Here is a 5910-nt window from a genome sequence, read left to right as displayed (position 1 = left end):
TCGCCATGACCAGGAGCGGCTGTCGGCGGAATTTAAACCCGCGCTCCAGCATTTCCATGACGTCGCGGTTCGGATGCTCATGCACCTCATCGCAAAGCGCGCAGGATGGACGCGGACCCGATTGCGCACTGTCTGACGAGATCGGCTTGAAGAACCGCTTGTCGCCCTTGGTGCTGATGTAGGTCAGCTGCCAGACCGGATCGATGCCCGACGGCTTGATGCGCTTGGCCAGCTCCGGCGACTGGTCGCGCATGGCAACCGCGTCACGGAAGAGAACCTGCGCCTGGTCCTTTTTGGCTGCCGCCGCATAGACCTCGGCGCGCGGCTCGCCGTCTGCCACCATCATCGCAATGCCGATGCCGGCAAGCAGCGGCGACTTGCCGTTGCCCTTGCCCTCTTCGTCATAGAAGCGACGGAAGCGGCGAAGGCCGGTCTCGGCCCATTTCCAGCCAAACAGCGAGCCGACACGAAACGCCTGGCTCGGATGCAGCTTGAACGGCCGGCCCTCGAACTGGCCACCATTCAGGCGAAGCTTGTCATGGAACCACTTGATCCGTTTCTTGGCTTCATCGAGATCCCAGACCAGGCCGCGATCCGGCCCGTCACGCAGATCCAGCAGATGGCGCCGGCAGGTGTTTCGCACATGCGGTCCGGCAATGACTTTGCCGCGCAGCACGTCAGCCGCCCAGGCGGTGACCGGATCGTCTTCGTAGCTGATATCGGGGATCTCGACGTCAATCGAACCCTTCATTGTCTGTGAAGCTGAAGCCAAGTTGCCCGCCTGCCTGCAATCCGCGTTCCGCCGAGGGCGTCATGCCAAAATCGCTGGCAAGCGCCCGGATCTGCCGCCATGTCTCGTTAAGCTGCCCGACCTCCGGACGGCTCTTCTGCTGCTTGCCGTTGCGGGTTTCGGTCTCATAGGTTTCGCCATTGTCCTGGATATCGACGCGCAGCCGTTCATGGCGCTCGACCGTCCAGCACAGCTGTTCGAACATGAACACGTTCGTGTCGTTCAGCCGGTTCTTGCGCGGATCGCAAAGCGACGGCGACAGCCGGTCCCAGATCACAGAGACCGTAAACGGCAGGCCTTCCGGCTTCAGCTCGCGTGCCCGTTGAAGCGCGCGGGCCTCAAAATTTGCGCCGCGTCCCTCGTCTTCGGTGAGCGGCACGACGTTTTCGGTCGAAGGCTTTCGGCCCTTCATGGATGGATACCTCTAGAAAGCAGTGGCTTTTTGCCTCCAATTCCCGCTCCCTGCGAAGAAAGGGTGGGAGCCGGTGTGCGGCACAGAGGGCGTTTGACTTTTGACCCGCCCTCCCCCTCATCGGTTCGCCGGGTGGCGCGGGTCGATCGGCCAGCCATCGCTACCTGCCGCCGTCGAGAAGCCGCGATGTTCTTCCGCCTGCTTCGTCGCATCGTGATGGGGGGTACACAGCGACTGGAATGGCCCGCCCCAGAACTTTTGCGGATCGCCGTTGTGGCGCTCGACGTGGTCGCAGACGGTCGCGACCGTGATCTTGCCCTGCAGCCGGCACATGCGGCACAGCGGCTCGATCGTCAGCTGGTGCTTGCGGGTCTTTCGCCAGCGCGCCAGGCCATACCAGCCACGCCAGGCCCTTGCCTCGTCTGATCGTTGATCGCGCATAACCCTAAAACGAAAAAAGCGACCCCGAAGGATCGCCTTGTTCAATGTCGCTGGGCCTGATCTCAACAGATGTGATCTGGACATAGCTTGCGCACTGGCCCTGAAGCGGTCTCTCGAAGCTGAGAGTGTCAGGGTGGGGGCTGACCGGTGTACCGACCTCGGGAGGATTACTCCCCGCATGCTACTGCGTTTTCAGAGGCTCACTTCAGGATCATCAGCGTGTCCGTCTTCGCTTATAGTCATGACTGTTCGAGGATTGCAAGAGGCACGACCATCGCAACCGTGCGCCCCATCATCGAGAACTCGACAACCGCATCCCCGATCGTGCCCGACGGCGCCGTCACCACAGTGCCCTCGATCCCGCCAAACGGCCCCTCGGCAATCGTGACCTTCTGGCCCTTTCGAACCGCAATGCCTGGCCGATCGTAATCATAGCCGCCCTCTGCTGCCTTCTGCCGGTAGCGCTTGATGAACTCGGTGTTGATCGCAGCCGGCGCTTCCCAGCCACCCAGCACCCCAATCACATGCTCGATCGTGTTCAAGCCCGCCATTGCGGTCGCCGACGGCACGCAGCGCACCAGCGTGTAACCGATCAGCACCGGGATATCGGCGGGCGGTATGACACGGCCACGGCGGCGATATTCCGGACCTTTGCGCGTCGGCACCATCGCCTCGATATCCAGCGCCTCAAGCGCTGCCTCGACAGCCCTCTCCCGCCCCGTCATCACCCGAAGGCAGATCCAGCGGGCATGTTCGGGATAGACGGCGGCAATGCGTCGCCCGGCCATCCCGAGCCAGCGCTTGTGGCCGGCCTCGCGGTCGGCAATGCGCTGGAGTTTCACAAGCCCACTCTGCGAGACTTCGTTGCTGATATCGGTCCCCAGGGGATTGGCCTTAAACTGGATCATCGGAAAGGCCCTCGCGAATGGATGACAGAAAACTGGCAAGTGCTGCCTCGACGGCAACGCTCAAATCCTCGGCCTCGGCATCGACCGCGGGGAAGTAGACCCATTCCGGCGCATACTCGATGAACGGCCAGCCGCGGGCCTCATGCAGCGCCTTCCAGGCGGCAAACACCGCACTGTCGCGGTGGATCGGATGGAAGCCTGCCACATGCGGCAGAAGCGCGAGCGAGGTGGTAAACGGCTCGCGACGGCGGGCAAGATCGCGCATGGCGTTGACCAGCGGCCAGCCATTGTCGCGCCGCTTGTCGTGCATCAGCTGGTCACGGGAGATCATCCCCTTGGCAATCCGCGTCTCGTCAAAAGCCGTGATGTGGATCGGGCCTGTCGGGTCTTTCGACAGCGTCTCAAGCCGCGTTCCCATCCAGAGCTTCCCGCAGGGCTTTGCGACGCCATGGGTCTTTTCCGGCATGCCGAGCAGGTGTTCCGGCAGATCACGCCAATGGCGGTTCTTGAGATAAACCGCTGCCGCCATCAGGTCCGAAGGCTTGGCCCATCGCAGATAAGCCGGTGTGTGCTCGATGCATTCGCCGCGCTCTTCCGGTGAAAGGGCAAACCAGGCATTGCGGGCAAAACCCACATCGCCCTTCCGCCAGGTCGCAAACCACAGCGTGAACGCATGCTCGCTTCTCTTCCGATCAGCCCGTCGCAAAGCTCCCTCCTCCGCGACAGCGGTTGGGCTGGCGCTTGCGCCTGCCGTTGGAGAGTTATTTGGAATGTTAGTTGGAAGTATCTTATCTTGGTGGAGCTCCTCCACCACCTTCAGGTCGTCATTTCCACCACCTTCGCGAACCAGTTCCACCACCTTTTCCCGGCAAGGCGGTGGAGCTGCTCCACCACCTTCAAGGGTCCGGCAGGTGTTCGAACGTGGTGGAACTCCTCCACCACCTTCATGGCCGTCACAAGGTGCCGGCTCGCCCGTGAGGTCACGACCAGGCCAGCGCGCGACATACTCGTTGCGCTTCCATTTCTGGCCGCGAAAGCCGTGCTGGCCGACTTCGATCCAGCCGGCGCCTTCGGCGATCTCCAGGTGCTTCAGCACGGTTTTCTTGTCGAGGCCCGTCAGTTCCACAAGCTCGGAGATCGGCGGGTAGCAGGAGCCACCCGTCGCATCCATCTTGAGGCCGAGCGTGTGCAGCACCAGCCGCGTGATCGGCGGCAGGCCCGACTTGCCCACCGCATGCCGCCATGACCATGCGCGCGAAGTTGCGCCGTGATCCGGTTCCATCACCGCACGCCTCCGTTCTCGGCCTTGCCGACAAGATAAGCCCGCGCCGTCTCGACGCCCGACATGATCGCCGCCGGCAATTCGCCATTCGCCATCCGCGTCGCGTTGATCGCCGCAAACTCCACGTCCAGCGCATCGACGCCGCGCGCAAACTGTGCCGCCGCCAAAATCCGGCGGATGCTGCAGTAGTCACGAAACAGGATGCCCTTCGGCGCCCGCAACAGCCAGCCGGCCCGTTCGGCATCCGTTCGGCAATCCATCAGGATTTCCAGGATCGGCGTGATATCGCTCATCGGCCGATCTCCCGCTCCACCTTGCGCGCCAGCGCCCGATAGGCGTCCATCTGCCTGGTGAGCTCCGCATGCGCCTGCCGTTGGGCCACTGTCGCCTGCTCGGCCGCCGCGCATGTTTCGGCAAAGGCCCGGAAGGACTTTTCCAGATGTTCGGTTTCGCCGATAAACTGGTCATAGAGCGGGTTGGAACCGGCCGGCCCAAAGAACTGGTCACGCACCTGCACCACCCAATCACGCGGCACGCCCAGATCCCTGGCAACCGCTGCATCCGTCCACGGCGCCTTGTACGCCTCGCGGCCATAGACCTCATCGAGCTTGTCATTGATGATGCGGCGATCCTCGCGGCCCATCTCGCGCGGTTTATCGGCCATCGGCGCGGTGTTTGTCATGGTCTTTGGTCCCTTGCGTTTGGCAGGCGTCGAATGCTTGCGGCAGAAATCCGTCTCCGGATCACCGCCGACCACCCAGCCCTTGTTTTGGAAATGCTGAACCGCCTCGATGGGCGCATCGGTGTTGACCCCGGTCGCAACCGGGAAATAGGCAAGGCCACCGCAGTGAGCGCAGGTGATGCGCATCGCCTTGGTGGCCTGATTGGTGCCGAAGGGAATGGAAACTTGCGGGAAAATGCGGATACTCATCGGCACCCCCGCTGCACCCAGGTCTCAAAATCAGCCCGCAGCCGGATGAAGGCGCCTTGCGCTTGCCCTTGGGTGTTGAGCTGGCTTTTGCTGGTGATGCCGAGGAGCCCCTTCAGCACCGTGTCGGCGTGTTCATTCGTGTGAATGACCCGGCTTGCGTCCTTGCGCTCCAGGAAGCGGTGGAACTCGGGCTTTGCCAGCAGCATCGCGGCATTGGCGGCAAAGTCGCCGGCCTTCAGCTTGCGTGGTGCGGGCTTGGTCTGGCGCTGCAGTTCGTTGAACGCGATGACGGCGCGCTGGCGGAGCGCCAGGAACAGCACGACATTTTCCAGGGCGCCGCTGATCAGTTCGATTTCGTCGGCAAGCGCCCCGTCGTGGATCGTGCAGAGCTTGGCATCCTCCCCGGTCGAGCGCCTGGTCGTGATGTGAACCTCGCCCGCCTCGGCCGTGAGCGACCACTGGTCACGCCCGCAGCGCTCGGCAATGTCGATGAGGCGCGCCAGCCGTGTCCGCTCCTGGTCGCGGCCGGTTTGTGCAGGCTGTGACGAAGCAACCCGGATCATCGGCCGGCTCCGACCACGCTCAAGCCGAGTTTCTGGCCGCCGCGTGCCTTCACCCCGGCAAGTGCCTTGCGCAGTTCCGCAAGGCCCGCCTCAAGCTCGGCCGCATCGCGGTCCATCTTGGTCGCCTCGGCCGGCGTCACCACCATGTCCGAGATCGCAACCGCCCCGCCCGAGATCAGGTCGCCGGCCTTGCGCACCATGTCGGAATAGGCCGCGACCACGCATTGCTCGACCACCCGCTCGCTCTCAGGGTCCGACAACCGCCTTCCGTTCAGCTCCGCCATGGCAGACGTCACCACCGGCACGCCGCACTCGCTTTCCAGCGCATAGACCGCATGAAGCGGCATCAGCTCCGGGTCGGTGGCGTTGTTCATCCGCCCGATATGGCTCTTCGAAATCGACGACACCTGTGCCGCCCGCTCAATCCCGCCAACCAGCCGGATCAGATCCCGTTGTGCCGCCTTGATGCGGTGAAACCATGCGTTTGAAATCATGAGACAAAACCTTTCCCGCGCCGGGAATGACCCAGCGCTTTTCCCGTGGTGGGAAGTGACGAAAATTGTGAGATTGAAGCGGCTACGAC

9 protein-coding genes are annotated in these 5910 nt (G+C 63.0%); all 9 read right to left on the bottom strand.

What is annotated here, in order from left to right:
• On the bottom strand, positions 1–751 hold a 751-nt coding region (locus tag KLP42_RS26290), incomplete at its 3' end, for a terminase large subunit domain-containing protein (protein WP_252193285.1).
• Complete coding sequence (locus KLP42_RS26285) at positions 735–1202, bottom strand: P27 family phage terminase small subunit (RefSeq protein ID WP_215571121.1); 468 nt, start codon at positions 1200–1202, stop codon at positions 735–737. The genes KLP42_RS26290 and KLP42_RS26285, both read right to left, overlap by 17 nt.
• A 117-nt stretch (positions 1203–1319) precedes the next feature.
• The gene (locus KLP42_RS26280; protein WP_215571120.1) at positions 1320–1643 is read right to left on the bottom strand and encodes an HNH endonuclease; all 324 of its coding nucleotides are present in this window, start codon (positions 1641–1643) and stop codon (positions 1320–1322) included.
• A 239-nt stretch (positions 1644–1882) separates the two neighbouring features.
• Positions 1883–2551 carry a transcription termination/antitermination protein NusG gene (nusG, locus tag KLP42_RS26275; protein WP_215571119.1) on the bottom strand — a complete coding sequence of 223 codons (669 nt, stop codon included), beginning with the start codon at positions 2549–2551 and terminating at the stop codon, positions 1883–1885.
• Complete coding sequence (locus KLP42_RS26270) at positions 2538–3833, bottom strand: helix-turn-helix domain-containing protein (protein WP_215571118.1); 1296 nt, start codon at positions 3831–3833, stop codon at positions 2538–2540. Before KLP42_RS26270 ends, nusG begins: the two co-directional genes overlap by 14 nt.
• Positions 3833–4126 carry a hypothetical protein gene (locus KLP42_RS26265; protein ID WP_215571117.1) on the bottom strand — a complete coding sequence of 98 codons (294 nt, stop codon included), beginning with the start codon at positions 4124–4126 and terminating at the stop codon, positions 3833–3835. Before KLP42_RS26265 ends, KLP42_RS26270 begins: the two co-directional genes overlap by 1 nt.
• Positions 4123–4764, bottom strand: a complete 642-nt coding sequence (locus KLP42_RS26260) for a hypothetical protein (protein ID WP_252193284.1) — start codon at positions 4762–4764, stop codon at positions 4123–4125. Before KLP42_RS26260 ends, KLP42_RS26265 begins: the two co-directional genes overlap by 4 nt.
• Positions 4761–5327: a hypothetical protein gene (locus KLP42_RS26255; RefSeq protein ID WP_215571116.1), complete on the bottom strand. Its 567-nt coding sequence runs from the start codon at positions 5325–5327 to the stop codon at positions 4761–4763. The genes KLP42_RS26260 and KLP42_RS26255 overlap by 4 nt, the downstream gene beginning before the upstream one ends.
• Positions 5324–5821 (bottom strand): hypothetical protein, encoded by a 498-nt coding sequence (locus KLP42_RS26250; RefSeq protein WP_215571115.1) that lies wholly within the window; start codon positions 5819–5821, stop codon positions 5324–5326. Before KLP42_RS26250 ends, KLP42_RS26255 begins: the two co-directional genes overlap by 4 nt.
• Positions 5822–5910 lie beyond the last annotated feature (89 nt).

It is taken from the genome of Rhizobium sp. CSW-27 (genome assembly GCF_018760785.1).
Lineage (GTDB): Bacteria > Pseudomonadota > Alphaproteobacteria > Rhizobiales > Rhizobiaceae > Neorhizobium.
Note: the sequence above shows the minus strand (reverse complement) of the source record. Positions and strands in the feature narration are given on the sequence as shown.